The organism is Labrys sp. E2SS-1L, from assembly GCF_057073705.1.
This window is the reverse complement of record NZ_CP172713.1, coordinates 1,285,679-1,311,924: the sequence shown is the minus strand read 5'-3', so window position 1 is coordinate 1,311,924 and position 26,246 is coordinate 1,285,679. Positions and strand designations below refer to the sequence as shown.

At 60.7% G+C, this 26,246-nt stretch carries 26 protein-coding genes; 19 read left to right on the top strand and 7 right to left on the bottom strand.

The window, feature by feature from the left end; genetic code table 11:
* Positions 1-224: 224 nt before the first annotated feature.
* From ACIGJE_RS31620 to ACIGJE_RS31555, 14 genes are all read left to right on the top strand, one after another.
* Positions 225-1,268: a substrate-binding domain-containing protein gene (locus tag ACIGJE_RS31620; RefSeq protein ID WP_311937139.1), complete on the top strand. Its 1,044-nt coding sequence runs from the start codon at positions 225-227 to the stop codon at positions 1,266-1,268.
* A 101-nt stretch (positions 1,269-1,369) separates the two neighbouring features.
* Complete coding sequence (locus ACIGJE_RS31615; RefSeq protein ID WP_415080895.1) at positions 1,370-2,608, top strand: urea ABC transporter substrate-binding protein; 1,239 nt, start codon at positions 1,370-1,372, stop codon at positions 2,606-2,608.
* An 82-nt stretch (positions 2,609-2,690) separates the two neighbouring features.
* Positions 2,691-3,443, top strand: a complete 753-nt coding sequence (locus ACIGJE_RS31610; protein WP_483680598.1) for a branched-chain amino acid ABC transporter permease — start codon at positions 2,691-2,693, stop codon at positions 3,441-3,443.
* Complete coding sequence (locus ACIGJE_RS31605; RefSeq protein ID WP_415080899.1) at positions 3,443-4,486, top strand: ABC transporter permease subunit; 1,044 nt, start codon at positions 3,443-3,445, stop codon at positions 4,484-4,486. Before ACIGJE_RS31610 ends, ACIGJE_RS31605 begins: the two co-directional genes overlap by 1 nt.
* Positions 4,486-5,214 (top strand): ATP-binding cassette domain-containing protein, encoded by a 729-nt coding sequence (locus ACIGJE_RS31600; RefSeq protein WP_311937127.1) that lies wholly within the window; start codon positions 4,486-4,488, stop codon positions 5,212-5,214. The genes ACIGJE_RS31605 and ACIGJE_RS31600 overlap by 1 nt, the downstream gene beginning before the upstream one ends.
* Positions 5,214-5,921, top strand: a complete 708-nt coding sequence (locus ACIGJE_RS31595) for an ABC transporter ATP-binding protein (protein WP_415080901.1) — start codon at positions 5,214-5,216, stop codon at positions 5,919-5,921. The genes ACIGJE_RS31600 and ACIGJE_RS31595 overlap by 1 nt, the downstream gene beginning before the upstream one ends.
* 92 nt (positions 5,922-6,013) lie before the next feature.
* Entirely contained in the window at positions 6,014-7,528 is a 1,515-nt protein-coding gene (locus ACIGJE_RS31590; protein WP_483680595.1) for an amidase, read from the top strand.
* Between the two features lie 9 nt (positions 7,529-7,537).
* Entirely contained in the window at positions 7,538-7,879 is a 342-nt protein-coding gene (locus ACIGJE_RS31585; RefSeq protein WP_483680593.1) for a putative quinol monooxygenase, read from the top strand.
* A 49-nt stretch (positions 7,880-7,928) separates the two neighbouring features.
* Complete coding sequence (locus tag ACIGJE_RS31580; RefSeq protein ID WP_483680591.1) at positions 7,929-8,390, top strand: urease accessory protein UreE; 462 nt, start codon at positions 7,929-7,931, stop codon at positions 8,388-8,390.
* Positions 8,391-8,475: 85 nt separating this feature from the next.
* On the top strand, positions 8,476-9,060 hold the full coding sequence (locus ACIGJE_RS31575; protein ID WP_483680590.1) for an urease accessory protein UreF: 585 nt from the start codon (positions 8,476-8,478) through the stop codon (positions 9,058-9,060).
* A 12-nt stretch (positions 9,061-9,072) separates the two neighbouring features.
* Entirely contained in the window at positions 9,073-9,768 is a 696-nt protein-coding gene (ureB, locus tag ACIGJE_RS31570; protein WP_483680588.1) for an urease subunit beta, read from the top strand.
* 126 nt (positions 9,769-9,894) lie between these two features.
* Positions 9,895-11,601, top strand: coding sequence for an urease subunit alpha (ureC, locus tag ACIGJE_RS31565; RefSeq protein WP_367624783.1), 1,707 nt, complete (start codon positions 9,895-9,897; stop codon positions 11,599-11,601).
* Positions 11,598-12,218, top strand: coding sequence for an urease accessory protein UreG (ureG, locus tag ACIGJE_RS31560; protein WP_367624782.1), 621 nt, complete (start codon positions 11,598-11,600; stop codon positions 12,216-12,218). The genes ureC and ureG overlap by 4 nt, the downstream gene beginning before the upstream one ends.
* Entirely contained in the window at positions 12,215-13,045 is an 831-nt protein-coding gene (locus tag ACIGJE_RS31555) for an urease accessory protein UreD (protein ID WP_483680585.1), read from the top strand. Before ureG ends, ACIGJE_RS31555 begins: the two co-directional genes overlap by 4 nt.
* A 340-nt stretch (positions 13,046-13,385) precedes the next feature.
* Here ACIGJE_RS31555 and ACIGJE_RS31550 read toward each other — a convergent pair whose 3' ends face one another.
* From ACIGJE_RS31550 to ltnD, 4 genes are all read right to left on the bottom strand, one after another.
* Positions 13,386-13,853, bottom strand: a complete 468-nt coding sequence (locus ACIGJE_RS31550; protein ID WP_367624780.1) for a hypothetical protein — start codon at positions 13,851-13,853, stop codon at positions 13,386-13,388.
* Positions 13,854-14,378: 525 nt separating this feature from the next.
* Positions 14,379-17,243, bottom strand: coding sequence for an autotransporter family protein (locus tag ACIGJE_RS31545; RefSeq protein ID WP_311937095.1), 2,865 nt, complete (start codon positions 17,241-17,243; stop codon positions 14,379-14,381).
* A 710-nt stretch (positions 17,244-17,953) separates the two neighbouring features.
* The gene (gene otnI, locus ACIGJE_RS31540) at positions 17,954-18,757 is read right to left on the bottom strand and encodes a 2-oxo-tetronate isomerase (protein ID WP_415080922.1); all 804 of its coding nucleotides are present in this window, start codon (positions 18,755-18,757) and stop codon (positions 17,954-17,956) included.
* Positions 18,758-18,762: 5 nt separating this feature from the next.
* Positions 18,763-19,677 carry an L-threonate dehydrogenase gene (ltnD, locus tag ACIGJE_RS31535; protein ID WP_415080923.1) on the bottom strand — a complete coding sequence of 305 codons (915 nt, stop codon included), beginning with the start codon at positions 19,675-19,677 and terminating at the stop codon, positions 18,763-18,765.
* Between the two features lie 198 nt (positions 19,678-19,875).
* Between ltnD and ACIGJE_RS31530 the strand changes: the two genes are divergently transcribed.
* The 5 genes from ACIGJE_RS31530 (at position 19,876) to ACIGJE_RS31510 (ending at position 24,032) form a co-directional block, all read left to right on the top strand.
* Positions 19,876-20,847, top strand: a complete 972-nt coding sequence (locus tag ACIGJE_RS31530) for a LacI family DNA-binding transcriptional regulator (protein ID WP_367624776.1) — start codon at positions 19,876-19,878, stop codon at positions 20,845-20,847.
* 31 nt (positions 20,848-20,878) lie between these two features.
* The gene (otnK, locus tag ACIGJE_RS31525; RefSeq protein ID WP_415080927.1) at positions 20,879-22,144 is read left to right on the top strand and encodes a 3-oxo-tetronate kinase; all 1,266 of its coding nucleotides are present in this window, start codon (positions 20,879-20,881) and stop codon (positions 22,142-22,144) included.
* A complete protein-coding gene (gene otnC, locus ACIGJE_RS31520; protein WP_415080929.1) occupies positions 22,141-22,788 on the top strand; it encodes a 3-oxo-tetronate 4-phosphate decarboxylase in 648 nt (215 codons plus the stop codon). Before otnK ends, otnC begins: the two co-directional genes overlap by 4 nt.
* 428 nt (positions 22,789-23,216) lie before the next feature.
* On the top strand, positions 23,217-23,456 hold the full coding sequence (locus ACIGJE_RS31515) for a hypothetical protein (protein WP_483680582.1): 240 nt from the start codon (positions 23,217-23,219) through the stop codon (positions 23,454-23,456).
* 378 nt (positions 23,457-23,834) lie between these two features.
* Positions 23,835-24,032 (top strand): hypothetical protein, encoded by a 198-nt coding sequence (locus ACIGJE_RS31510; protein WP_311937075.1) that lies wholly within the window; start codon positions 23,835-23,837, stop codon positions 24,030-24,032.
* A 236-nt stretch (positions 24,033-24,268) separates the two neighbouring features.
* Here the strand turns inward: ACIGJE_RS31510 and ACIGJE_RS31505 are convergent, their stop codons facing one another.
* The 3 genes from ACIGJE_RS31505 to ACIGJE_RS31495 form a co-directional block, all read right to left on the bottom strand.
* The gene (locus ACIGJE_RS31505) at positions 24,269-24,505 is read right to left on the bottom strand and encodes a hypothetical protein (protein WP_311937071.1); all 237 of its coding nucleotides are present in this window, start codon (positions 24,503-24,505) and stop codon (positions 24,269-24,271) included.
* Positions 24,506-24,694: 189 nt separating this feature from the next.
* On the bottom strand, positions 24,695-25,084 hold the full coding sequence (locus tag ACIGJE_RS31500; RefSeq protein WP_394311563.1) for a lysozyme inhibitor LprI family protein: 390 nt from the start codon (positions 25,082-25,084) through the stop codon (positions 24,695-24,697).
* Positions 25,085-25,110: 26 nt separating this feature from the next.
* Positions 25,111-25,998, bottom strand: coding sequence for a hypothetical protein (locus tag ACIGJE_RS31495; RefSeq protein ID WP_415080932.1), 888 nt, complete (start codon positions 25,996-25,998; stop codon positions 25,111-25,113).
* Positions 25,999-26,246: the final 248 nt, after the last annotated feature.

Sequence of the window (26,246 nt, the reverse complement as noted above, 5' to 3'; positions counted from 1 at the left end):
ACCGCGCATAGCCTTCGCAGTTGTTTCTGCGATGAGAAATCCACCAATTGCCCAAGAATACGGCGTTGGACCAGCGCGCTCGACAGCATCCTGCTTTTGCACATCGCGGCTCTCGGCAGTTTGGGGACGAAAACACGGTCCGCTACCGGTGGCATGGTTTGTGCATGCGGATCCGGTGACTTGGATGGACCTCAGACGGCTGTAATGTCCGAACGTCGACCGAGATGATCAAGATTGGCTTGCTCACGCCGCGGCAGGGTCCCGCCGGCATTTGGTCCGCGTCCGCCGAAGCGAGCGCAATTCTCGCGGTTGCCGAAATCAACGTCGCGGGAGGCCTGATCGGTCAGGAACTTGAACTGGTTCTCGCCGATGCCGGCACGACCGGGCGCTCGGCCGCGCTGGCGGCGGCAGACATCGTCGATATCGATGAAGTCGATGCGGTCGTCGCCCTTGTGCCCAGCTATGCGCGCAGGGCCATCTCCCACGCTGTCGCCGGTCGCGTACCCTATATCTACACGCCGCAATTCGAAGGCCATGAAAGCGATCGCGGTGTGGTCACGGTCGGTGAAACTTCGAAGGAATTGTTGCATCCGGGCATTGCATGGCTGGCAAACAAGAAGGCGGTGCGACGCTATTACCTGGTCGGCAACGACTATGTCTGGCCGCGTGCCACCTTCGAAGAGGCGCGGCACATCATCCAGTCGGCAGGCGGCATCGTCGTGGGTGAAACGATCTTGCCTTTCGGCTTTGACGACTATGAACCGCTGCTCGACAAGATACGTCGCGCGCAGCCGGATGTGGTCATGCCCTACCTGCTCGGCTATGAGGCAATCGGCTTTAACCGCGCCTTTTCAGAGGCCGGCCTGGCGAGGAAGATCTTGCGCTTCTCCTCGGCGATCGACGAGACCATCCTTTATGGCCTGGGTGCCGACTGCACCGAGAACCTTTTTGTGACCTCGGCTTATTTCTCGGCTCTGCGCTCTCGCAACAACGATGCGTTCCTCGAGCGCTATCACAGTTGCTTCGGTGAGACGCCGCCGCCGATGAACGGGTTCGGCCAGTCCTGCTACGAAGGGATTCATTGTCTCGCCTGCCTTGTCGCGTCGGCTGGGGGGCTGCGTCCGGGAGATCTGCGCCGCAGGGTGGGCCGCGCCATGCAGGTGCGGACAGCACGTGGCTTCAAGGCACGGATCGTTGCCGGGGGCAGCCAGCCCGTCCATTTCGCCGAGGTCGACGGCCATGAGTTTCGTGTCAGGGACCCGTGGTGAAGTCTTCCATATTGCGGTGCAAAAAGTTATTGCAATTTCATATATTGTAATTTCATATAACTCTCATGGGCGGCCGAACACGCCCTTGAGGGGACCAATCTATGCCGACGTCGCGCCGCAGCTTTCTCAAGACGACCCTTTCCGCATCCGTTGCCGCCATCGCAGCACCGGCCCTGATTTCCAGAAGTGCTTTCGGCGCGGAGGCGCCGATCCTGGTCGGCAGCCTGCACGACCAGTCGGGGCCCATCGCCGCTTCGGGCGTTCCGATGGTCGACAGCCTCAACGTTGCTATCGACGAGGTGAACGCCTCCGGCGGACTGCTCGGCCGGCCGCTGAAGCTGGTGCATTACGACACCCAGTCGAATATCCAGATGTATTCACAATATGCCCAGGCTCTGGCGCTCAAGGACAAGGTTGCGGTCGTCCATGGCGGGATTACTTCCGCCTCGCGCGAGGCGGTCCGGCCGACCTTCGATCGCTTCAAGATCCTCTACTTCTACAACACGCTTTACGAGGGTGGCGTCTGCGATCGCAATACCTTCTGCACCGGCACGACTCCGGCGCAAACGGTGGAGAAACTCGTCCCCTATGCGATGAAGAAATGGGGCAAGAAGGCCTACATCATCGCCGCCGACTATAATTACGGCCAGATCACCGCAAAGTGGATGACGAAATATGTCAAGGACAATGGCGGAGAAGTCCTGTCGATCGATTTCTTCCCGCTGGACGTCACCAATTTCGGTCCGACCATCAGCAAGATCCAGGCCGCCAAGCCGGACATCGTGCTGTCGGCGCTCGTTGGCGGCAACCACACCTCCTTCTACCGGCAATGGACCTCGTCCGGCATGAAGGGGCAGATCCCGATCGCCTCCACCACGTTCGGCCTGGTCAACGAGCCGACGACACTGGACGCAACCGAAAGCGAGGGAGTGCTGGGAGCTTATGGCTATTTCGAGGAGCTGACGACGACCGCCAGCACAACCTACGTCAAGAAACTCAAGGATAAGTATGCTGATATTCCCTATATCAGCGAGCTCGCTGCGGCGACCTATGAGGGCTTCTATTTGTGGATCGCGGGGGTCAAGGCCGCCGGTTCGATCGATCGCATGAAGGTGATCGCTGCCCTCGAAAGCGGCGTGTCCTTCGACGGCCCGAGCGGCAAGGTCGTTCTCGACCACGCCACCCATCATGCTATGCGCAACGCCTATCTGGCCGATGTGAAGGCTAAGAAATGGTCTGTACTCGAAACCTATGAGCAGCAAAAACCGCTGGATACGGCCGGCGTCTGTGATCTGATCAAAACCCCGGCCGACAACCAGCAATACGTCATCAAGATCTGAAGACGGCGCCATTGCCTCGGTGCCGCGACCTGGCGTGGCACCGCCTTTCCGTTTGACGAACCCGGCGGAGCCTGCCCCATTCATGGAACTTGTAATCATTCTCGCACTCGATGTGCTGAACGGAGCGGCGTCCCTCGTCCTGCTCTGCCTCGGGCTGGCGATCATCTTCGGGATGATGAAGATCATCAACCTCGCTCATGGCGAGTTCGTGATGCTCGGTGCCTATGCCACCGTCATCTCCGCCAATGCCGGTGTGAACATCTGGATTGCCATGCTGATCGTCGCGCCGGTTTTCGTCGGTCTGGTCGGCATCATCGTCGAACGTTGTCTGATCCGCTTCCTCTATGGTCGCCTGGTGGACACGATGCTGGCGACCTGGGGATTGAGCCTGTTCATTGTCGGCCTGGTCACCACGATCTACGGCAATACCATCAAGCGTTACACGCGTTTTGGCCTGGTTTCCCGTGCCACGATGCAGAATCCCGGCATGGCTGCGGCGCTCGGTGTCAATCCGAGCCGGATCTACATGACGACCTTCGGCATCGGCGCAGCCATTACGGGCCTGGCAGGCGGCGTATTGGCTCCGGTCTCCGGCGTGGTGCCGACCATGGGCGCCGCCTATGTTGCCAAGGCCTTCATCACGGTGGTCGGCGGGGGGAGTGCCATTCTGGCGGGGACTGCCTCGGCCTCGGGGCTCTTCGGCCTGATCAACCAGATGGGTTCCTACCTGACCACGCCGGTCTTCGGTGAGGTCATCCTGTTCATATCGGCCATCATCCTCATCCGCCTGCTGCCCCAGGGCATCTCCGGCCGCTTCTTCAAGGGAAGGCTGTGATGTCGGCAAAAGCCAAGCTATTCCTCCAATTCATCGCCTTGGCCGCCGCCATTGCAGCAACGGCGATGGCGCCACAAATATTCGAGGTCTTCGATCTCATGCAGCTGACGCTGTTTGCGGCGATGGGTGTCCTGGCACTCAGCCTCGGCTTCATCTGGGGCTTCGGCGGTATTCTGTCCTTCGGGCAGACCGCCTTCTTCGGCCTCGGCGGTTATGCCTATGCGGTTGCTGCAATCAACTATGGCGACTCCACCGGTGCCATCCTGCTGGCCATGATCGTGCCGGCAATCTTTGCCACGGTCCTGGGCTATTTCGTTTTCTATGGGCGCATCAGCGACGTCTATCTTGGCGTCATTACGCTGACCGTCACGCTGATCCTGTTCAACGTCGTCAATTCGACGGCGGGCGACGAATACCGCATCGGCACGGCTCCACTGGGCGGCTTCAACGGCATGCCGTCGGTACCGACCTTCAACATGCCATTCGATCCTGAGACAGTGCTCGATCCCGTCCAGGGCTGGTATGCCACGGGTGGGGGGCTCATCCTGGTCTATATGTTCCTGCGCCTGCTGTTGTGGAGCCCGTTCGGGCGTGTCGCCGTCGCTGTCCGGGAAAACGAGGTTCGCGCCTCGCTGCTGGGTTATGATCCGCGCCTGATCAAGCTTGCCGTCTTTGTCGTCGGCAGTGCCATTGCCGGTCTCGCCGGCGCTCTTTACGTCAATTGGGGTGCGTTCGTCAGCCCGACGATCTTCGCCCTGTCCCTTTCAGCCGAGATCATCATCTGGGTGACGGTCGGTGGCCTTGGCACACTGATCGGGCCGGTGGTCGGCTGCTTCCTGATTCAATATCTCGTGGCACAGATCGGATCGCAGCAGACATTCAACTCCAACCTCATCCTCGGCGTGATCCTGATCGCCTTTGTGCTGCTGCTCCCCAAGGGGCTGATCCCGGCGGTGCGCGATCTCCTGCTGCAGGTGCTGCGAGCCTTGCCACGCCGTGCGGCGTCTATCCGCGACGCCGATCAACCCGTGGAGGCCGAGTGATGGCAGATCTCGTTCCGCTGCTGCGCACGCAAGGCCTGACCATGCGCTTCGGCGGTGTGGTGGCCGTCAACACGGTCGACTTCACCCTCGGGGAGGTGGAGTTGCGCTGCCTGATCGGACCCAACGGTGCCGGCAAGAGCACATTCTTCAAGATGCTGACCGGCCAGCTGACGCCCACGTCCGGTCGTATAGCGTTTCGCGGCAGTCCCATTGCCGGCGCGCCCTCGCATGAAATCGCGCGCCTCGGCGTCGGCATCAAGACACAGGTCCCGAACGTGTTCAACGGACTGTCCGTGCGGGAGAACATCTGGCTGGCGGCACGTCGGCGCAACCCGCCAATGCGTACCAAGGCACTGGTGGAGGAAGTGTTGGACAAGATTCATCTTGCCAGGCGCGCCGATGACATCGTGGGCCAGCTCTCGCACGGCCAGCGGCAATGGGTTGAAATCGGCACGGTGCTGGCGGGCGAACCCGAGCTGATCCTGCTCGATGAGCCGGCAGCCGGCATGACGGACGAGGAAACTGTCCGCACAGCCGAGATCATCCGCGAAATCAACCTCACGCGTGCGCTCATCGTGGTGGAGCATGACATGCAGTTCATCAAGATGATCGCCAAGACCGTCACGGTCTTTCATCAAGGCCAAATCCTGATGGAGGACACAATCGATGTCGTCATGCGAGACCCGCGTGTACGCGACGTCTATCTCGGCAAGAAGGTGGCCGCCTGATGCTCGTCGTCAAGAACCTGCACGCCGCCTATGGCCGCATTCCCATCCTGACAGGCGTCAGCTTCGCGCTCGAGCCCGGCGAATATCTCGGCATCCTCGGTCACAACGGCATGGGCAAGACGACGTTGATGCGCGCTCTCATGGGCTCTCTGCCGACCACCGCCGGCTCCGTCACCTTCGACAATCGCGATGTAACGCGACTGGCGGCCCATGCCCGCTCACGGCTCGGAATCGGCTTGGTACCGCAGGGGCGCGAGATCTTTCCCAGCCTCACGGTCATGGAAAACCTGCGGATGGGCCTGGCCAGCGCCAAGCGGGAAGATCCAGTCGTCATCGACGACGTTCTGAGTGAATTTCCAAGGCTGGTACGCCTGCTCGACCGGCGCGGTGGCGCACTGTCCGGGGGCGAGCAGCAATTGCTCGCCCTTGCCCGCTGCCTGTGCACACGTCCGCGCCTTGTTTTGCTCGATGAACCGACCGAGGGCATTCAGCCCTCGATCATCGAGGAGATCATCGAGACGCTGCTCCGTCTCAAGCACAAGCACAGCATCGCCATGATCCTGGTCGAGCAGAATCTCGACTTCATCACTTCGCTTTCGCAGCGCGTCCTCACCATCCAGAAAGGGCGGATTACTGGAGAGATCAATCCCAATGATCTCAAGGACAGCGAGGCCGTCGCCAGTTACGTCGGTATGACCATGAGCTAGCGACCGCGGTCTTGCGAGGCCACTGTCGGCGGCCTCTCCCCCAATACACTCCAAACTTCTTGATTTCCCTTGCTTGCGAGAAAGGAAAGACGATGGCTATTACCCGACCGACCGCCCTGCAGATTGTCGAGGTTGCTGCAGAGCTCGGCATGACCCTGTCGGCAGAACAGGCGGCCGGCTATCTGACGTTGATGCAGCCCAATTTCGACGCGTACGATATCATCGACGCCATGCCCGACAACGTGCCGGCTGTGAAATATCCGCGTACCCCCGGTTATCGCCCCGGTCCGGACGAAAACACCTATGGCGCCTGGTACTACAAGAGCGTGGTCAAGGGGGCCGCACGCGGCAAGCTTGCCGGCAAAACGGTCGTGCTGAAGGACAATGTCAGCCTGGCTGGCGTACCAATGATGAATGGCGCGTCCACGCTCGAAGGCTTCGTGCCGAGTGTCGATGCTACCATCGTGACCCGCATGCTCGATGCCGGTGCTACCATTCTCGGCAAGGCCACCTGTGAGCATTTCTGCCTGTCCGGAGGCAGTCACACCTCGGATCCAGCTCCCGTCCACAACCCCCATAAGCCCGGCTATTCGGCCGGCGGCTCATCGTCGGGCAGTGCCGCGCTGGTTGCAGCCGGCGAAGTCGACATGGCGATCGGTGGCGACCAGGGCGGATCGATCCGTATTCCCGCATCCTATTGCGGCATCTATGGCATGAAACCGACACACGGGCTGGTGCCCTACACCGGTGTCATGCCGATCGAGACCACAATCGATCACACCGGCCCAATGACGGCGAACGTCAAGGACAACGCCTTGCTGCTCGAAGTTCTGGCCGGGGCGGACGGGCTCGATCCACGCCAATACGCGCCCAAAAAAGCGCCCTATACCAGGGCTCTCGACAGGGGCGTAAAGGGCCTGAAGATCGGGGTCCTGAAGGAGGGCTTCTCAACCGCCGGCATGCAGGCCGATGTCGTCGACAAGGTCAAGGCGGGGGCCGAGCGGTTCCGCGAACTTGGCGCTACGGTGGAGGAAATCTCCATTCCCGAGCATCCTCTCACGGCGGCGGTATGGCAACCGATCGGCCTGGAAGGCCTGACCGCCCAGATGATGTTGGGCAATGGCATGGGCTTCAACTGGAAGGGCCTGTACGATGTCAGTCTGATCGACGCCCATTCGGCCTGGCGCGAACGTGCAGACGATCTGTCCCCAACTCTCAAACTGTCCATGATCGTCGGCCAGTATTTCCTCACGCATTATCGTGGGCGTTACTACGGCAAGGCCCAGAATATCGCCCGCCGCATGAAAGCGGCTTATGACAGCGCCTTCGCCTCCTACGACTTGCTGCTGATGCCCACGCTGCCGATGAAGGCCACCCCTCTTCCTGGCTCCGATGCTCCGCTGGCCGAGATCGTCGCGCGTGCCTTCGAAATGATCGGGACGACCTCCCAGTTTGACGTAACCGGGCACCCGGCAATGTCGATCCCGTGCGGCTTGAGCGAAGGGCTGCCGATCGGCCTGATGTTGGTGGCCGGAGACTATGGCGAGAGCACCATCTACCAGGCAGCGAGTGCCTTCGAATCGCTTGGCGACTGGAAGACGATGTGAGGTGTCGCCATGGTAACGATCACGGCGATCATTCGGGTCCGCAGGGGCTCGGAGGCGGCGATGCGGCAGGCGCTTCTGGAGGTTGCTGCCCATGTCGAGGCGCACGAGCCGCGAACCGTCAGCTTTTTCGTCTCACAAGATAGCAGCGATCCCGCCCTGTTCACGACCTATGAACGTTTCGTTGACCGGGCCGCGATGGACACCCACAACGGTTCCGCGGTCGTTGCCCACTTCTTCGCCACGGCCGATCCCCTCCTGGAGGGAAAGGTCACGCTCGTCATCGCAGACGAAATCTCGGCAAAGGCCTGCGGTGGTGCAAGTGGCGTCACCGGTGGTCCTGGCTTGCTCTGAGGCGGCCTCCAATTTCAAAGACGTCCATTCCCGGCAGAGGAGACCGGCATTGAACCAGGACAGGATCGGTCGCGTCGTCATTGGCGCCATCTTGGGCAATCGCGCCGAGGCTGCCATGGCAGCCCAGCTACATGACATCGGTCATGACGGAGGTCTGGAAACCTTGATGCTCGCCCCTGTCGACCTGCCGCGCCGCCGCTTCCACGCGGTGACACAGACAGGGACGCAGTGCTTCATTCAACTTCCTCGGGATAGCGTGCTGTTCGATGGCGCCGTGATCTACCTGGAGAACAGGCGGGCAATCGTGGTGCATGTCGGCGAGCAGCGATGGCTGAGACTGCGTCCCGCCGCCGGAGCCGAGCTGGAACTGGGTTATCTCGCCGGCAATCTGCATTGGCGCGTTCGGTTCGAAGGCGGCGTCCTCTTGGTGGCACTCGATGGCCCGATCGAGTCCTACCAAGCGCGGCTGCGGGATTTTTTGGAGCGAGGCAAGGTGGCTATCCTTGAGTGAAATCGAGAGACTTCTGACGGCTCTCCAGTTCGGGGACGGGCAATTCCCCGCTGGCGCTTTTGCCTTTTCCTGGGGACTCGAATCCTTGATCGCCGACGGAGCGGTCGCCCGGGCCGACTTTCCCGCCTTTCTGCTGGCTCAATTGGCGTACCGATGGGCCTCCTTCGATCGGATCGTCGTCCTCCAGGCCTACGAGGCGGCCCGGGACGTCGACCAATTATGCAAGCTCGATGACTTCGTCGATGCGGCGACCACGGTGGATGCCGCCCGCCTCGGTTCGAAGCGTGCAGGCAGCGCCCTTCTGAGTACCCACCACCGGTTGGGCATTCCCGGTGCGGCTGCCCTCAGACAGGCTGTCACGACAGGCCGGGCTGCAGGTCATCTGGCGGTGGTTCAAGGTTGCGTGCTGGCCGGCCTCGGATTGGACCGCATGACGGCGTTGACGGTTAGCGCCTACTCGACCGCGTCGGCTCTCTCCACCGCGGCCATCCGGCTCGGATTGATTGGCCATCTCGATGCTCAGCGGGCCCTGCTTGCGGCCCACCCCTATCTGTCCGGCGCCATCAAGCGGGACGACGCGGATCTTGACGGCGCCTCAAGCTTTGTACCAACCGCCGACATCGCCATGATGAGGCATGCCCTCCAGACCCAGCGGCTCTTTTCCAACTGACAAGGCAGCGCCATGAATCTGTCCCCGACCGAGATCGAGCGCCTGACCATTTTCATGGCGGCCGAATATGCCCGCAAGCTGCGCACAGCCGGGATAGCTTTGTCGCATCCGGAAGCCGTGGCCCTGATCGCGGACGAGATGCTGTTTTCAGCCCGGCGAGGCCTGACTTACGAAGTCATCGTCGACATGGCGTCCCGGCACCTCACCACCGACGACGTCGAACCGGGCGTCGCTTCCATGGTGGAATTCGTGGCGGTCGAAGCGAGTTTCTCAGAAGGCACCAAGATGGTGATCGTTTTTCGGCCGATCCAGCAAGGACAGAAGCCGGTTGCCGATCCGCTCGAGCCCGGCGAACTCATCGTGCCGGACGGCGATATCGAGCTCAATGCAGGCCGGGCCGCCATCATGATCGAGGTCCTCAACACTGGCGACCGCGATATCCAGGTCCGAAGCCACAGCCATTTTTTCGAAACCAACAGGGCATTGGACTTCGACCGCGCCGCGGCTTTCGGTTACCGGCTCGATGTCCGATCGGGAGGTGGGGAGCGGTTCGAACCGGGCCTGCGCAAGACCGTCACGCTCGTCCCCATGGCAGGTGCCCGCATTGTGCGTGGCCAAGCCGGATTGACCAATGGCCCGCTGGACGATCCGGACGTGCGGCGGCGTGCTTTCGCAGCGGCAAGCCGTTTCGGCTATCGCGGCCTCTAGAGCAAACCGCGTTCAAGCGAAAACGCGGTTTGGCTCTGGCTCATCATTCCGACGCGTCTTTGCGCTTCTCGCGGGTTCGGCAAAGCGCAAGATGCTTCGGGCTTCAACCCACCAGGCGGGACCATCATGGCAAGAATTTCACGGCGTGACTATGCAGATGCCTATGGCCCCACCACGGGCGATATGGTTCGTCTCGGCGACACCACATTGCTGGCCGAAATCGAGCATGACTACACCGTCTATGGTGAGGAACTCACCACCGGCGCCGGCAAGGCGATGCGCGACGGCGAGGGCCTGCAGACCACCGGCACCGCGGCCTCCGGTGCGCTCGATTCCGTCATCCACAACGCAACCATCATCGATGCCGTCCTCGGCATCGTGAAGGCGGATATCGGTATTCGCGACGGTCGTATCGCCGGTGTCGGCAAGGCGGGCAATCCGGACATCATGGCGGGCGTCGATCCTGCCTTGCGAACAGGTCCCAACACGACGATGTATCATGGCGAGCATGTGATCGTGACCGCCGGCGCCATCGAGGCCCATGCGCATTTCCTGTCGCCGCAGCAATGCGAGCATGCGCTGGCCGGCGGAACGACGACCATGATCGGCATGTCGCCGGGACCGCATTTCGACACCAGCTGCGCGGGCCCCAATGTTGTAGGGCAGCTTATCCAGGCGGTCGACCATTCCTGTCTGAATTTCGGTTTTCTGGGACGCGGGGCTTCTGACCCAGGCGCGGTGGAGGAATCGGTAGCGGGCGGCGCTCTGGGCGTGAAGATCCATGAAGATCTGGGTGCCTCGGGCGCCGTGATCGACGGATCGCTGGTCGCGGCCGAACGAAACGATTTCTCGGTCAACGTCCATACCGACACCATCAACGAATTCGGCTTTTGCGAGGATACCCTGCGGGCAATCGCCGGCCGCACGGTGCACATGTTCCATACCGAGGGCGCAGGTGGTGGCCATGCTCCCGATCTGCTCGTGGTCAACGGCCAGCCCAACGTGTTGCCCTCCTCCACCAACCCCACCAATCCTTTCACCGCCTATGCCCTCAACGAGGGCGTTCCCATGACCATGCTGGCCCATGCGATGAACTGGCGGCTGGCCGAGGATCTTGCCTTCGCCGAATCCCGTATCCGGCCGCAAAGCATGGCGGCTGAAGATTTCCTGCACGACATGGGTGCGATCTCGATCTTCGCAACCGACAGCCAGGGAATGGGAAGGCTTGCAGAGAATGTCGCAAAATGCTGGCAGCTCGCTTGCGTGATGAAACGGCGGGCCGGACGCCTGCCGGAAGAAACCACGGCCCGCGCCGACAATGAGCGGATCAAGCGCTACATCGCCAAGTTGACCATCAACCCGGCGATCGCCGCAGGCATAGATCCCCATGTCGGTTCGATCGAACCGGGCAAGATGGCCGATCTCGTCTTCTGGTCTCGCGCTTCCTTCGGCATCAAGCCGCGCATGGTGATGAAGAGCGGCTTCGTGGCCTGGGCCGCGATGGGAGACGGTAATGCAAGCCAGATCGACAGCGAACCGATCATACAGCGCCCCATGTGGGGGAGCACCGGCGTGTCACCTCAGCATCTCGGGGTGACCTTCGTGTCCCGCCTCGCTTTGGAAGCGGATGTCCATCGCAAGCTGAAGGTCGCCAAGGCATTCGTGCCGATCTGCTCGGTGCGGGCCCTCACAAAGCGCAACCTTGTGCGCAATGACGCTTTGCCTCGCATCGAGGTGGATCCGAATACATTCGAGGTCCGGGCGGACGGGAAACTCCTGACCTGCGAGCCAACCTCGATCGTGCCGCTCAACCGGAGATATATGCTGCGATGAGGATCAGGGGCGCCGCGAGAGTCGGCATCGGCGGGCCGGTCGGCTCGGGCAAGACGGCGCTGCTGGAGCGCCTAGTTCCTACATTGCTCCGGCGTAGGCTCGAGGTGGCCGTGATCACGAACGATCTCGTCACCCAAGAGGATGCCGAGCGCTTGCGTCGCACGGGTATTTTGGCGCGGGAACGGATCCTGGCCGTGGAGGCCGGGGCTTGTCCGCATACCGTGATCCGCGAGGATCCGACGCTGAACATGGAAGCAGCCGATAGTCTCGATCATGCCTTTCCCGGTCTCGATCTCATTTTGATCGAAAGTGGCGGCGACAACCTCGCTTCCACATTTTCACTCGATCTTGTCGATTATTGGCTGTTTGTCATCGACGTCGCCGGGGGCGACGACATCCCGCGCAAACGCGGTCCGGGGGTGGTGCAATCCGACCTTCTGATCGTCAACAAGGTCGATCTCCACCCCTATGTCGGAGTCGATCTGCCGCGCATGATCGCACAGGCGAGCACTGTGCGTGGTAATCGCCCGGTCCTGTGCACCAACTGCCGCACCGGGGAAGGCATAGATGCTGTTGCCGATGCAATCAGCAACGCTGTGCTGAGCCGCGAGCCTTGAACATCTCCGAACCTCGACCGGTTCAACTCCATATTGCCTTCGTCCGGGCGATCGACGGGCGCACGGTCCTCGCATCCCGGGCTGTGTCCTATCCATATTGTGTCACAGCCCCGCTACGCGCCGCGACGACGAAGACGGCGGCTCGCCTCATCCTGCAGTCATCCTCCGGCGGTCTCTATGCCGGGGAGCGCCTAGCCCAGACGATAACAGCTGGCCCACAGGCCCGTGTCGTCATCGAATGCCCGGCCGCGACCGTCGTACATGGGATGAAACCGCCGACATTGGCCAAGCAGGTCCTAAGCATTGCCGTGAGCCGCGATGGTCAATTGCGCTACCTGTCCCGTCCGCTGATCTTTTTTCCCGATGCCGAGCTGGAGCAACGGGTGATGTTGCGTGCGTCAGCCGATGCGACGATCCTCTATCGTGAGGGCTTTTGCCTGCATGATGCCCGCGGGGGTGACCGGGCATTCCGCCAATTCCGAGGCTCTACACAGGTGCTGGATGAAAATGGCGCCTTGCTGGCGCTCGACCGGACCGTGGTTGAGGGAGCGCAGATTATCGCCGGCATTCCTGGTATGGGCGGAGCTTTTCGTGCCTTCGGATCGATATACCTCGTCCGGTCCGTGGACGAAGCCGAGGTTCTGCAATTCAAGGGCGCGCTCATGGCTCGTTTCGCCGGTTCGCCCTTGATCTATGCGTCGGCCGGTGGGCTACGTCGTGGGTGCGGGCTCCTGGTCCGTGTGGCGGCTCGTGACGGCGGTGCACTTGCCGATGCTCTGGAAGAGATCACGGATCGCCTGGCAAGTGTCTTCCTTGAGCAAGGTTGACCGGGCGAAGCCCAGCTTTCAGCTCTGAGCCATGAGTGCGGTGGGGCGATTCACTCAAAGCTCAAGCAGATCCAGAGCAGCCAGTCGCCCTGTATCGTGGCGATGCAAGCATGCGACGCGAGCATTCCTCCGCAACCAAATTGCAGCACGCCGACCACGTTAAATCTACGCTACTCTACGACGCGCTCTATCCTGTTGGATCGATAGGTTCAAATCAGGTTCGGATCGATCCTGACTGGCAACGGCCCATTGTGCCTCTCCAGGGATGCATTGGACAGCTTGGGGGGCAGTCGCAAATCATTCGTCAGGATGTTGGCTCTGGCCTACCGCCCACGGGCAATCACCCTGGGCCATCCCGCGGGGGCAGGTCACTTGTTTCGGCGAGGACCTTGTTGGCGATCTGCGCCCAGACGGGGTTCGAGTCAGCGCTGTACTGGACGCATTCAATGATGGCCCACAGTGCGTACCGATAGCGATCGGAGATCTCCAATGCGTTGTTTAAATGTAGTTTCAACTTGTCGACAGTCGCGTCCCGGCGGGCGATGCCGTCTTCCCTCAATAATCGATTTTCCATTGGTGCAGCGACACGCGCAAACTCATGCTTTGTGACGTCGACATTGTATTCGTAGTCGATTTCGAGCCGAGCATGGCACCGTGCTATCTCCGCTTCCTGGGCACGCAGTGCATGGGCGGCTTCGATCATTGTATTGTTGGCGTCATCGATGTCGAACAGTTCCGTCTCGTTGTCGTCATGCATTCCGCAGGAGGGCACGCCTAGCTCAAGCCGTTCGATCAGGTCATCGTTCATCGTGTCCTCCGTCTGCTCGACGCAAACCGACCGGGTCCAAAAGCGTTGATCGCCTCGGCAAGAAGCTTGAAACGTATCTGGGCATAGCCATGCGAAGCATGCTCAACAATGATCCACCATGCGGATGCTTCCCTTGAGGCAGCGATCTCGTCGAAATCAAATGGCATGACCAAAGCGCTTCGCAAACTCGGTTGTATCGAGCCTACCCTATTCATAGTCAAATAATATGGGAGTCCGGCATTGCGCGACACTGCCGGGCTGGCCTCGACAAAGGGCAATTGCGGGGGCGTAGCGGCTCAAATCGCCAATTCGTGAAGGCACCAAGTCCGGTGCATCCGCTTCGAGCCCGCATTGATCGCGATCTATCGTTCCCGTTTCAGGGATATCTGAAAATAACCCTCACGGATGAGGGCCTTGCCGTCCGGCATTTCCATGTCGGCAGGAAATGCGCCCCTCACTGAGGGGTGCATTTTGTCTTTCTGCGATGTCTTGAGCGCCGCCATCCGTTCGTTTCAAAGCCGGAGCCTAGAATCTCCAGACGAAATTGCCCCGGACGCTCTGGTCGGCGGCTTTGTTGCCGAATTGACCGTTGTAGGAGACACCGAGGCTGACCGCCTCGGAAAAGGCGACGCTGACGCCGGCATCGACGACCAGGGCATCGCGGGCGATCGGGATTCCGGCGGAAGTGAAGACCGTGCCGTTGGCCAATGCGAGGGCGGCTGTAGGCTTGACGTCGCCATAGGCATGGCGCCAGCCCAGGCTCGCCTGCAGGGTTGCGATGGTGCCCTCGGTCAGATCGAAGCTGGTGGCCACCTTGGTGCCCAGGGTGGTGAAGCCGAGATCGGTGCTGCTGCTACCACCGGCGAGGGCGGCATCGCCGCCGGTTTCCCGAAAGCCGTCGGTGTGCAGATTGAGATAGGCGGCATTGGCGAAGGGCTCGAGGCGGAAGGCTCCGGCATCGATGCGATAGCCGAGCTCGCCGAAGAGTTGGGCGGTGGCGGCATCGTAGGAGGTGGTGAGGCGGTTGACATAGCCGGGCACGGCCACGGTGCGGTCGCTGTCGATGTCATGCCAGGTGTAGGTGGCGCCGAGCCTCAGGGCGAGGGCGTTCCACTGGCGTCCGGCATAGAGGCCAATATGATAGTTGTCGGCCTTGCCGGAGGCGGAGCGGGCATCGACGTCGAAGGTGGAATGGCTGTAGCCGGCGAGCGCGCCCAGGCGCCAGTCCTGCAGGAACGAGCCCTGGACCAGGGTATCGAAGCCGATGAGGAAGCCGCCGGTATCATGGTCGATGCGGGCATTGCGCCCACCGCCGCCCAGATGGCCCCAGGAGCCGAAGCCCTGGGCCCAGAAGCCGGAAAGTGGAGCTGGCGCGGCAGCCGCGTCGAAGGGCGAGGGTCCCTTCATGGACGGGGTCTCGGCATAGGATGTCAGGCCGGCGACGGGAGGGGCAGGGGCGAGAGCCGGCGTATCGGCATTGGCGAGGCGGTTGAGCACGACATCGCGAATGAGGCCGCTATCCTGGATCAGGGCGCTCCTGGCTGAGGCATGCACATCGCCCGACAGGGTGGAAAAGGCCTGGCGTGCGCTGGTGTCGTCCGGCGACAGGGCGACGGCATCATAGAGCTTGTTGCCGAGCGCCAGCGCCTCCACGCTTTGAGCCACCGCACGCTGGTTGGTATCCAGGGCGGCGAGCGAAGCGAAGGAGGCACTGTTGCGCGCGACATTCACATAGATGTTGTTGACATTCTTGGACAGGCTGAAGTCGACGAAGGGGGCGTTGTCGGTAACCTTGTCGAACTGTCCGGTGATGCCGCCATTGGCGGTCAGGATCTTGTAGTGCCGGCCGATCTCGTAGGTGCCCTCGACGGGAACGACATAAACCGTGCCGCCATTGACGGTGGCAGTGCCGGTGGCATGGATGAAATCGCTGTGGCCGGCCGCATCGACATTGACCTGGACTGTGCCGCCATTGTTGACGAAAGTACCGACCGTCAGTGTCGACGGCGTGCCAGGCCGGAAGGCGATCCTGCCGGCATTCGTGACGGTGCCGGTGACGGTGGCCGCGCTACCGCCCGGTATCGCCCACAGGGCACCGGGATCGCTGAGCTGGATCGAAGTGGCATTGTTCGCCGTGCCGATCCAGCGCGATCTGTCCGCAAGGGTCACGCTGCCGAGCGATCCCTTCGCCACCGTCAGATTGCCGCGCCAGAGGGTCGTACCTTCGAGGCGGCCATCGAATTCGTTGGCGCCAGCCTTGCCCGGCGCGTCCACCTGCACGTCTCCGGACAGGGCGGAGTCCTGGGCTCTCAGGGTCAGTTTCCCTATATCGAAAGAATTCGTCGGTGCGAAGTCCACGGCTGCGATGCGTGCGAGCAGGCCGCCCTTGCTGCTGGCGACAGGTGTGATTGCCGACCCATGGGTCAAGGTGACGTTGGCAGAAGCACCCTCCACCAGTATGCCCGAACCGGCCGATTTCAGCGTGATCTGACTGTTGTCGAGCATGAAGGAGGAGGAGCCTCCATTGCCGGTGACGTGAATTCCGTTGATGGGGCCGCCCGTATTGGTTCCCTCGAAGGTGCTGTCGATGACGAAGAAGCGGCTGTTGTCCCAGACACTCGCCAGGAAGTCAGTCCCGTCAGAGTCGTGAGAGACATTCGTGTTGGCGCTGGCCGTCACGCCTCGCATCGAAATCAGGCCGCCGCCCGATGAGAACACCCTGTAAGTCGAACCCGTGGCGGTAACGGTGCCGCCGCCGTTGAAATAGATGTCACCGGCGTCGGCATGGGCGAAGTCGAGCCACACCCCGCTTGCTTTGATCGGACCATTCAGGGTGACCGTGCCCAGACGAGCTTCGATGCCATAGCCGCCACCGCCGCGGGCGGTCATGGTCGTCGTGCCGTCGAGCGTGATCGTACTGTTGTAGTTGACGCCGATTCCGAAGGCTCCGGCATCCATGTCGAATGTCAGGTCATGCCCCGTGATCGTGCCGGGCGTGACCTCCTTAAAGGGATGGCCAGCCCAAAGCCCCCAGGTATCCGTGCCAAGGTGGAAGGTTCCGCCGCCGTCGAGATGAATGGTCCCTCCATTCCAGGCCATGGCTCCGAAGTAAAATGGCCCTTCGGTCGGCCAACTGTTCGGGGTCGTCACGTCAATGGGCGTGCCCGCATTGTTATGCAGCAGCGAACCTGCATCAAAGGACTGGAAGCAGTCTTTGCCGCTGCAGGTTGCCTGCCCTGGCGCTATCTCGACCGTCTGGCCGCCGCTGGCGGTCGCCTGTGCCTGGGCGCCTTGGCAGATCAGAACGGCGCTCGATGCCAGGAGGAAACCCAGGAGCGGACCCCTCGGCAGAGTGGGGCGGGTGGAGGCCCTTCCAGTTGATGACGTCACGGACCTTCTCCTTTCGAATGCCAAGGGCGCCCCGAGTTCCGCGCGACCGGCTGAACCGGCGACGATGGGGGTAAGGCGGGTAGGCGTCCTCCAACACCTGCGGAATAGGAGCGAAGATCGATATTTCCGCAGAATATGGCCCGAAATTATCGAGTCATGACGGAACATTCAAGTTTGTAATTTCAAAAATATAAGGAATATTGATATATGAAATGCTATAGTTTGGAGTTGCGTGTCAATTTGAATTTACGGAACTAAAAATTATGTTAAATACACACACAGCGAAATCATTAAGTTAGAATGTTAAAGTTATATTTTTAAAAAATATTTCATCAATTTCACGATGGATCTTTATAATGCTGGCTCGCTTGTGCTCCAGCCAGTCCTTCGCGACTGTGAGCTTTCCGAGGACGGCAGACATCGGCGCTTTTGCGCTCATATAGGTCCCGGCCCGTGACGATCGAAGCGAGCTTCTTGTGAAACCCGCGTGCCCCGTCCCAGGACAGTTCCCGTGTCAGGGCTCATTGCTTTGGGGACCTGATCTCATGGGCGCGGCACTCGCGTACCGCCGCGCGGACTGAATCACCAGAAGATCCGCCTTTGCGGGAGCTGATGGCGAGTTGCGGATCCGATCACGTTTCCGGCCAGCGAATAGTCTTCGTTCCTCGGCGCTGTGCGCAGCGCCGCGAATCTCCGATTGACAGAGTTGCTCACTCGGGCGTAGGGCGAGTTCCGGTGTCGGGGGCCTGCACCGCCTTCAACCAACCAAGCCCTTCCTCGGTTACACCGGCGGGGCGATATTCGCACCCGACATAGCCCTGATAGCCGATGGCGTCGATCTCGATGAACACCAGCCGGTCATTGAGCTCGCCGGTTGTCGGCTCGTTGCGTGTCGGCACGGCGGCGATTTGGATATGTCCGATCTTCGGTGCCATTCGCCGTAGGGCCATGATGACGTCGCCGTGCAGGATCTGGCGATGGTAGACGTCGAACTGCAGGCGGACATTCGCGTGATCGAGGTCGTCGATGAACTCGAGTGCCCGATCGAAGTCGTTCAGGAAGTATGCCGGCATGTCGCGCGTGTTGATCGGCTCGATAACGAGGCCGATGCCTGCGTCAGCTGTCGCATCCGCGGCTCTGCGCAGATTGTCCTTGTAGGCCGCAATCGACGCAGGGGAATCCCAAGCAGCATTGCCCGCCATCATGTGCAGCAAAGGCGTTCCAATCGTCTTGGCGTAGGACACCGCCAGGCCCAGCCCTTTGAGGAACTCCGCGCGCCTGTCCGGCAGGCTGGCCAGGCCGCGATCGCCCGCTGCCCAATCGCCAGGCGGCATATTGAAGAGCGCCTGTTTCAGACCGGCCGTCGCCAGCGCGTCCGCGACGATTTCCGCGGGATGGTCATAGGGAAACAGATATTCGACGGCACCGAAGCCCGCGTCGGAAGCCGCCTGGAATCTCTCCAGGAAGGGACGCTCGTTGAACATCATCGATAGATTGGCGGCAAATTTGGGCATCTCGATCAAACCTCTTCCGACATGCCGGGCAGGCGAAGGCCGGCGATCTTGGCGAGCAGCCGGGCGACGGAGCTGTCGTCATCCCGGCCCATGCCCGCCGCTTCCGTCATGATGAACAGCTGCAATGCTGCAGCTGTGATCGGGAGCGGAAACTTCACCTTCCTCCCGATGTCGGAAACAATGCCAAGGTCCTTGGTGAAAATGGAAACCGCACTATGGGGGGTGTAGTCTCCGGAAAGGACATGTGGAATACGGTTCTCGAACATCCAGCTATTGCCGGCGGATTTGGTGATCACCTCGAAGACACGCGAAATATCGAGGTCGAGGCTCTTGGCGAATGCAATTGCTTCGCAAGCCGCGGCGATATGGACGCCCGCGAGCAACTGGTTGACGACCTTGAAGGACGAGCCGATGCCCGCTTGATCGCCCAGCTCGTAGACCGTTCCGGCCATCGCATCCAGTGCCGGCCGGGCTGCAGCAAAGGCCTGGGCGGAGCCTGATGCCATGAAGGTCAAATCGCCGGAAGTTGCTTTCTTGGCGCCACCGCTAATCGGGCCGTCGAGATAGAGCAGGCCTGCGGCTTCGGCGCGTGATGCAAATCCCTTCGCCTCCGAAGGGGAGATGGTGGCGCACGAGACGATGACCGCTCCAGGCCGCAAGGCAGACACGACGCCGCCCTCGGCGAAAAGCACAGCTTCTGTCTGGGCTGCGTTCACGACGACGATGACGGCAATGTCGGCGTCGGCAGCCGCCTCCTGCAGGCTGGCGGAGGCTAGACCGCCATCCTGGCTGAACGCCTTCAATGCATCTGCGTTGACGTCATATCCTCTTACAGTCCGTCCGGCCCGGAGCGCCGAGCGCGCCATCCCCAATCCCATCGAGCCCAGACCGATTACGGCAATCGTCGATTGGTCGCTCATCCTGGACGGCGCCTCCCACTTTCCAAATCAAATCAGATTCGCCTATCTCAGCGCTAACACTTGCTAATCACATCCTATTGCAAGGATCAAGCGAATGATGTTAGCGCTTACACATAACGCCCTGACCTTCGCCGTCGGGCGCAGATCCTGCGGTGAGGTCGTCCTTTGACAGCGCTTGAAACGCCAACCCTCGCCCATGTGGCGAGACTGGCCAACGTCAGCGAGAACACAGTCTCAAGGGTCATCCGAGACAAGGGGGCGATTGCACCGGAGACGCGCCGGCGGGTCATCGAAGCCATCGACGCGCTCGGCTATGTGCCAAACCGAGCAGCCGGCTCGCTCGCATCTTCCTCCTCGATGATCGTCGGGGTGATCTTGCCCTCGCTCTCGAACATCGTCTTTCCGGAATTGCTTCGTGGCATTCATGCCGGCCTGGCGGGAACATCGTATCAGCCAATGATTGGTGTGACCGACTATGACCTCGAGAAGGAACAGCAACTGATCTCGTCGCTGCTGGCGTGGCAGCCGGCGGCGATCATCACCACGGGCTTCGATCATACCGATGCAGCGAGGCGGATGTTGGAGGCAAGCAAGGTTCGTGTCGGCGAATTGATGGATATCGACCGCAGGCCGATCGACCTTGCCGTCGGCCTCTCCCACCGCGGGGCGGGGCGTGCCATGGCTCGCCATCTCATGCGCCGCGGATACTCGAAGATCGCCTATGTCGGGCATGATTGGGACGCGGATCGCCGGGCCCATGCGCGCTATCTCGGGCTTTGTGAAGGCTTGGGGGACGTCGGGCTGGCATTGGTCGCGGAGCATAGAGTCGACGGACCAAGCTCGACCTTGAGCGGCCGGCAGGCCCTGGCGGCAATTCTCGCCGATGGGGCCGAGATCGAGGCCGTCGCATTTTCCAACGATGACATGGCCGTTGGCGGATACCTGCACTGTTTGGCCGCTGCCGTTCCAGTGCCCGACAGGCTCGCCCTCATGGGATTCAACGGGTTGGAGATTGGCCAGGCGCTTCCGAAGCCGCTCGCGACGGTGCTTTCCAATCGTTTTGCCATCGGCAAGACGGCGGTGGAGACTCTCCTGAAATCCCCCGACCGCGCGTTCGAGCCGGCAATTATCGACACAGGGTTTTCCATCATTGACGGCGCGACCGCGTAGTCGGGCCGCCTTTTCGCAACAGGAGTAGGGGATGTTACTCGGCGCTATCGCTGACGATCTTACCGGAGCAAGCGACCTTGCCCTCATGCTTTCCCGAGAGGGAATGCGAACCATTCAAACGATTGGCGTCCCGTCGGGAAACGTCGATCTCACTCATATCGACGCAGTCGTGGTTGCTCTCAAATCCAGGACCAACCCGGCCACAGAAGCCGTCGCAATGTCGCTTGAGGCCTTGGCGTGGCTTCGCGCGGCAGGCGCTCGGCAAATCATCTTCAAATATTGCTCGACCTTTGATTCAACGGCAAAGGGCAATATCGGGCCGGTGACCGATGCGCTCCTTGCTGCGCTCGACGTGGATCTCACCATTGTTTGCCCGGCTTTTCCGGCAAATGGCCGAACCGTCTACAAAGGCCATCTCTTCCTTGCCGAGAAGCTCCTCTCAGAGAGCCCGATGCGGAATCATCCGCTGACCCCCATGACGGATTCCTCCCTGGTACGGCTCATGGCCGCGCAGTCGTCCCTCAAGGTAGGGCTCGTTGGACAGGAGATCGTGGCACGGGGCGCAGAGGCCCTGCGTGAGGCCTTTAGGGCGGCGCGCGCGCTTGGCGATCGAGTGCTGGTCGTCGATGCGATATCCGACCAAGACTTGCGGACGATCGGGGAGGCCGTTGCCGATTTTCCGTTGATCACCGGAGGGTCCGGCATCGCGATCGGCTTGCCGGAGAACTTTCGCCGTGCCGGATTGTTATCGGGCAATTCCGAACCCGGCTCCTTTACCGCGCCATGCGGCGGCGCTGCAATCTTGGCTGGCTCATGCTCGGAGGCAACGAGGGGCCAAATACAGGCTGCCATTGCCGCCGGCATGCCCTCCATGCGGATCGATCCGATCGACATAGCGCAGGGGCGCGTCACCGTGGGCGGCGCAGCGGATTGGGCATTGGAGCAGGGGGAGAACACCCCCCTCATTTACTCCAGCGCCGACCCCACCGAAGTTCGTGCCGCGCAGGATGCCCTCGGACGGCAGAAGGCCGGTGAAATCATCGAGCACTTCCTGGCAGAAACCGCGATCATGCTGCGTGCGAATGGTGTTCGACGCCTTATCGTCGCCGGTGGCGAAACGTCCGGGGCGGTGGTTGGCGCCCTTGCACCCGCCGCCCTCTATATCGGACCGGAAATCGACCCCGGAGTTCCCTGGACGCTGACGATGGGGGAGGCGGAGCCGATGGCTCTGGCGCTGAAATCGGGAAACTTCGGTACGGCTGACTTTTTCCTGAAGGCCTGGGAGCTGCTGCAATGACAGCCATCATTTCCGAGACAACCCGCGTTCGAGATGAGATCGTGGCGGTCGGCAAGTCCTTGTTCGAGCGAGGCTTCACTTTTGGGTCGACCGGAAACATCAGCGCAAGGCTCTCGAATGGCGATCTTCTGATGACGCCGACCAACGCCTCCCTTGGAGCGCTTGATCCGGGGCGGCTTTCCAGATTCAGCGCGGAAGGTGTCTTCGTCGATGGCGACAAACCCACGAAAGAAGCGTTTCTGCATCAATGCATGTACTGCGCGCGTCAGGGGGTAGGAGCGGTCGTCCACCTCCATTCGACGCACGCGGTGGCCGTCAGCGTGATCGACGGCCTGGATCCGGAAGATCTCCTGCCCCCACTCACCGCATATTATGTCATGCGAGTTGGGAAGCTGCCGCTGGCGCCCTATTTCGCTCCGGGAGATGTCGCTTTGGCAGAGGCGGTTCGCGAGAGGGCACGCACGAGCCATGCGGTGCTGCTCGCCAATCACGGTCCGGTCGTCGCAGGAAAGTCGCTTCGCGAGGCCCAATACGCAAGTGAGGAACTGGAGGAGACCGCGAGGCTGTTTTTGATGCTGAGAGGAGAAAGGATCAGACCGCTTACCACGGATCAACGCAATGAACTCACGAAGCCTTCAGAATAGAAACTGCTTGGATCGTACCAAGCATTGGGCTCACCGCAGTCGATCGGTGCACTGTCGCGGAAATGCTCAGGTTGGTGGCGTGAAGGCCGCGGCAGTTCGGAATCGCCCGCCGCCGGCGAGCGATCCAAGGGTAGCACCCCTCCGGTATGTGCGTTTTAACACGCCGCCCGAACACCATCTGGCCTATTCAAGCATCGTCGTGGTCAAGCTCAACGGCTCTGTCATATCCGACAAGACTGCCCGGCGTGTAGCGTATCGCTGGGCTTTTCTTTGCCTGCTTGCTTTTTTGCATTGAAACTTTAGGTGCGTTCGTTGCAATGCAATCCTTTTTGACGCTCGCAATCCAGCCTCCGGAACATATGATGATGCGGTGATCCTGGCGCGATATGGGGCTACGCCAGAGGATCTGACGCAGAACAATGTCCACTGTGACGCACTACATCATTTTCCCCTTCGTCCGAGACAGCGAGGGCAACCTTGTCGCCGGACAGGGGCAAAGGGCCTATTCGAATACGATGGCGCGTTTCCGTGCTGCTTTCTGTGTGGGAATCAGGCAAGGCGACGAAACGATCGTCGGGGCCGTTGCGTTCATGCGAACCGGCGATAGTCGGCCGGTGATCCTGGCAAAATATGGCGAAACGCCGAAAGGCCTTGCGGAGATGGAATGATCCGGTTTCTGCCGCCCTTGCGCGCCATAGAGGGGATCCGGCGGGATGCACGATGGCGTATGGTAACTGCCTGCATCCAACAGCGAGGAAGTCTGCTTGGCCGGCCCGTCTTCGGTCGATCGCGGCCATGAAACGCAACCGAAGTGCGGTGCTCGAAACGGCGAGTCCATCGATGATGCCCGTGGCGGCTCGACCTTTCCCTTGATGTTCTCCCTGTCGATCCGTTGGTATGGCTGTGTCCTGCCCGGTCGGGGGCAGGCTCTTTCTGCCAGATCTTCACAGAGGTTTTTAAGGTCCCGTTACATATTGCAGGGTAAATTGCACCCGACCTAACGATTATCAGCGCAGGATAATCAGTTGATTGAGGAAGGGTCTGTCATGGCGAAGTCAATTAGCATCGTAGGAATCATTGCATTTGTTCTTGGTTGTATAATGATCCCAACGGCATCGGGGCTTCTACAGGAATTGGAAGGCGCCGTTGCACTGGGGTTTGGTCTGCTGACCTTTGCGTTGGGCCGAATCCTCGACTCCCTCGTCGAGATCAGAAAGGCGCTCGACAAGAATCCGTCTTCCTGATCGAGCGCAGGACCTTGTCCCGCGTGACCTGGTTTGCGCCATCGTTCACCTGACCTGGAATTCGCGCCGCGCTTCCGGTGACGAACGTGGATCATCGGCAAATCAGGCGTGTCGTTTGCGCATCCCATGAACCAATTCGATGCCGGAGAGCATGATCTCGGCCCTTGCCATGACATGGCGCCTTGTGCAGCCTTGCATGGGATGTTGGCACCGCGCTTTGCCGCCTGATCCGGCACTCAGTGAGGCTGGGCGCGTTTTTCGAGTTGCATGGCCGCAAGATCTTCCTCCAGCCGGTTCAACCGATCATGGATGTCCACGGACCGGTAAGCGTGCTCCTCCAGGATAGAATTGATCAGCACGTTCATCGACATGCCTTTGAAACTTGCCTGGCCTTCGAGAAGTTTCCGCAGTTCGGGGGCCAGGCGGATGACCAGCGGCTTGAAGGATCGGGTAAGACCCCTAGTTGCATTCATGATTGGTAACTACCTCTGTTGGGCATATTGTAGACACCTGCGCTATCCTGCCTATCTATTGTTTCGTGTGACATGGATGTGACTCGGAGAGGCAAACAAAAACACCTGCTTGTTCATCGAAGCTTTTGGCTCCGATGTGCTGGATCAAGATTTGGCCAGGGCTGGCCGTCCATGATCTTGGCGGGGGGACTAGCCTGGGTTGCGGACGCGTTTCTCCAGTTCGAGCGTACGCTTGGCGATATCGTCCAGCTCGAAGCTTTGTGAGATCATGAAGGCGCCGGAGCCGGTGTCGGGATCGCTCGCAAGGCGCCTAGTCTCGCCGAGGTGATGGACAAGCCAGGCTTTTTGTTCTGCCTGCAGCTTTGTCCGTTTGCTGCCGTCTTCTCTGTGCAGCAGGGCTCGGTAGGCGATGTTCAGCCTGGCATCCCACTTGGCAATTTCTGTCTTTCCACATTCAAGCATGTTGGTCGAAACACCATCCGCGCGATCGACGCAGGCGGTCATCTCGTCGGTCGATTGTGCGTTCACGGACTGGGCGGCGAGAAACAACACGCCGGCAAGGGCATATTTCGAGATCATGGGTGGCACCTCCTGCTTTGCACGGGTCATTGCACCGAGACGACGAAGTGGCCTTGGTGAAGGGCGAGCTTGCCTTCCAAAGAGATCATGTCGGCTGAGAAATCGCCTTCGATCTTGCCGGCTTCCATCTTCGTGACGGTCAGTGCGGCCTCTGCATTCGGGCTTTCATCGGTCTTGTAGTGGCTGTCATTGGTGCTGAGTTCGATGCAGGGGGCATTCTTCTGGCAGTTGCGGGTGAGCTTCTGGGTGCCGGTGGCGCTTGCGTCGAACTGCAGTCGCAGTGTCGTCGCATCGATCGTCCTGTCCGGCTTGATGATGGGGGCCGTGTTGACGAGAACGGTGCTGCCCAACTTCACGACGATGAGCGAGGAGCCGCCTGCCGACCAGGTCCTATCCCCGATCTCAGCCGAAACCCGATCGCCCTCCTGCGTGCTGGCGACGATCTTGGGCGGTTGATTTTGAGAGGGCGGGCTCGTTGCGGGTTGCGGCCGAGCCGCGTTTTGTTGAGCGATGCCGGGCATCTGGAGGGTAAAATTGAAGACTTGCCACGCGCCTGCAGCGTTCTTGGTCAATTCTACCCTGGCAGGCAGAGACACGTCCCCGTCCAGCAACAGCGTCCCCGATACGCTGCCCCGGCCGTTCTCGATTTCTCGTTCGGGCCATGACGCGCTCTTGAACCGTCTCAGACCCGCTCGGTTGGCGAGTGCGGCGAAACTGCTTTCGCTCATGGCCTGCTGGAATGCCGGGGAGGCGCTGCGATAGGCATTCTCCGGCCCGCTGGAAGCGATGGTTGCAAAAAAGACGGTGGCTGTGTCGGCGACGCCCTTGGTGAAATAGTAGACGCTCGTGCCGACGGCCGCTCCGATCACGACCACGATTCCTAAAGCCAGCAAAATCTTGCGCATTGTCGACATGTCGGATCTCCACGATCCCAAAAAGGATCAATATGGCTCCTTGTTCTCTACGGCCTCCGCGGGGCCGGCCGGGCGACCGGCTGCCACGCAGTCAGGCCATTTGCCGGGGGCTTGGGCTGCCCGGGGGGCGCCCTTTCTGCCAGGAGCGAAATTCCTCTCATAATGCAATGGTTCGGTGACCGATCTGCCGAGAACGATACCCGCTAAAACGGAGCAACAGCTGAAACGACGGTAACACAAGATGATAT

Coding starts and splice junctions, on each gene's coding strand:
- ACIGJE_RS31620 (WP_311937139.1), top strand. CDS start 225: ATGATCAAGATTGGCTTGCTCACGCCGCGGCAGGGTCCCGCCGGCATT.
- ACIGJE_RS31615 (WP_415080895.1), top strand. CDS start 1,370: ATGCCGACGTCGCGCCGCAGCTTTCTCAAGACGACCCTTTCCGCATCC.
- ACIGJE_RS31610 (WP_483680598.1), top strand. CDS start 2,691: ATGGAACTTGTAATCATTCTCGCACTCGATGTGCTGAACGGAGCGGCG.
- ACIGJE_RS31605 (WP_415080899.1), top strand. CDS start 3,443: ATGTCGGCAAAAGCCAAGCTATTCCTCCAATTCATCGCCTTGGCCGCC.
- ACIGJE_RS31600 (WP_311937127.1), top strand. CDS start 4,486: ATGGCAGATCTCGTTCCGCTGCTGCGCACGCAAGGCCTGACCATGCGC.
- ACIGJE_RS31595 (WP_415080901.1), top strand. CDS start 5,214: ATGCTCGTCGTCAAGAACCTGCACGCCGCCTATGGCCGCATTCCCATC.
- ACIGJE_RS31590 (WP_483680595.1), top strand. CDS start 6,014: ATGGCTATTACCCGACCGACCGCCCTGCAGATTGTCGAGGTTGCTGCA.
- ACIGJE_RS31585 (WP_483680593.1), top strand. CDS start 7,538: ATGGTAACGATCACGGCGATCATTCGGGTCCGCAGGGGCTCGGAGGCG.
- ureB (WP_483680588.1), top strand. CDS start 9,073: ATGAATCTGTCCCCGACCGAGATCGAGCGCCTGACCATTTTCATGGCG.
- ureC (WP_367624783.1), top strand. CDS start 9,895: ATGGCAAGAATTTCACGGCGTGACTATGCAGATGCCTATGGCCCCACC.
- ureG (WP_367624782.1), top strand. CDS start 11,598: ATGAGGATCAGGGGCGCCGCGAGAGTCGGCATCGGCGGGCCGGTCGGC.
- ACIGJE_RS31550 (WP_367624780.1), bottom strand. CDS start 13,853: ATGAACGATGACCTGATCGAACGGCTTGAGCTAGGCGTGCCCTCCTGC.
- otnI (WP_415080922.1), bottom strand. CDS start 18,757: ATGCCCAAATTTGCCGCCAATCTATCGATGATGTTCAACGAGCGTCCC.
- ltnD (WP_415080923.1), bottom strand. CDS start 19,677: ATGAGCGACCAATCGACGATTGCCGTAATCGGTCTGGGCTCGATGGGA.
- otnK (WP_415080927.1), top strand. CDS start 20,879: ATGTTACTCGGCGCTATCGCTGACGATCTTACCGGAGCAAGCGACCTT.
- otnC (WP_415080929.1), top strand. CDS start 22,141: ATGACAGCCATCATTTCCGAGACAACCCGCGTTCGAGATGAGATCGTG.
- ACIGJE_RS31510 (WP_311937075.1), top strand. CDS start 23,835: ATGGCGAAGTCAATTAGCATCGTAGGAATCATTGCATTTGTTCTTGGT.
- ACIGJE_RS31505 (WP_311937071.1), bottom strand. CDS start 24,505: ATGAATGCAACTAGGGGTCTTACCCGATCCTTCAAGCCGCTGGTCATC.
- ACIGJE_RS31500 (WP_394311563.1), bottom strand. CDS start 25,084: ATGATCTCGAAATATGCCCTTGCCGGCGTGTTGTTTCTCGCCGCCCAG.
- ACIGJE_RS31495 (WP_415080932.1), bottom strand. CDS start 25,998: ATGTCGACAATGCGCAAGATTTTGCTGGCTTTAGGAATCGTGGTCGTG.